This is a genomic window from Microcoleus sp. S13_B4 (assembly GCF_036700885.1).
Lineage (GTDB): Bacteria > Cyanobacteriota > Cyanobacteriia > Cyanobacteriales > Microcoleaceae > Microcoleus.
Map to the genome: position 1 here is coordinate 1 of NZ_JAUBPU010000155.1, position 1,194 is coordinate 1,194.

The 1,194-nt window shown below is 37.9% G+C and carries 1 protein-coding gene; it reads right to left on the reverse strand.

The features are described from left to right. Nucleotides 1-34: 34 nt before the first annotated feature. Nucleotides 35-1,110 (reverse strand): ISKra4 family transposase gene (locus QT994_RS27685; protein ID WP_333180342.1). Its coding sequence is split into 2 segments (ribosomal slippage): nt 35-954 and nt 954-1,110, totalling 1,077 coding nucleotides; the frame shifts between segments, so codons are not numbered across the junction. Nucleotides 1,111-1,194 lie beyond the last annotated feature (84 nt).

A 1,194-nucleotide genomic window follows, 5' to 3' on the forward strand; every position in this document is an offset into this window, starting at 1 on the left:
GGGAGCGTGTCACTTTTGTGATGAGTAAAAATACTTAAGCAGCTTTTGGTGATTTACCAATTAAGCCGTTTAAGTAAGCACATCGATGAGCTAATACCTGCCCAATATGTTCTGATTTCCAACTTGCTCCAGATATTTTAATCCGTCTAGCTATTTGCTTAATTCCTGATTCTACTGCGCCAGAGCCAATTGAACAAATTCCGTCTCTCTGAAAAACTTCATAATTAATAATTCTTTGCTGATGCTTTTCTAAATACTTACAGAAGTTAATTGCTGGTTTTTTCTTTAACTTTGTGAATAGTGCTATGGCACTGGGGACATTTCCTTGCCATAAATATGTTTCGGCTTGCTTTAACCGCTTAATTGAACCACCCACCTTCTGAAGATTTTCATTCAGATGATACCAATCTAAGATTTCTCTTCTGTCCTGTTCACAACTAATTTCCTTGAATATATTCCAGACTCCATCATGTCCATCACCTAGACAAGTTACTGGGTTTGCTAGCGGTTGTTGATTTGCCCAATCAACAATCATATTATTTTGGTCGAAACTAGCTACTATTCCCACCTCTGAAACAATTGCTTTATAGTCTTTCCAGTCAGATTTTTCTCCGAGTGGTGTGATTAACCGGGCTTTGCCACCATCTACACTTAGTTCAGTAATATCTAATGTTGCTACGGGTTTATTGAATTCTTGATAATGTACTAATCTTTGTTGTGTTTTCGATGGGACAGTAACTCCAGTTATGTATTTAATATCTTTTGATGCACTTTCATAGGCAACATTAGCACTCAGTCTTAAACAGCAGTTTTCTAAATGCGGGCTTAATCTACTTCCCGTACCACACCCTAGTCGAGCCGCTTGCTTCTCGGTGATACTTAAATCACCTAATGTACTTTTTAATTTCTTTACCCTTCCTGCTTTTGTCCCGCTAGCTGAGTAGATAAAAAAATTCCGATCTGTGGTGTTACATGAGTTAACACTCTTTCTTTTACTGCTAGCTCGATATCTTCTAATGTCTTTAACGATCCAGGTTCACAATCCGCATACAGGATTGCAGAAATAGCTTCTACATGTGTTTGAATCGCCTGTTGCTGTTCTGGGGTCATGGTTAAATCGCCATTAATAAGACACTATTATTCTCGCCTATTTTGCTCAACAATGGCTCAAAGCCACTATTTTCCTCTTATTAA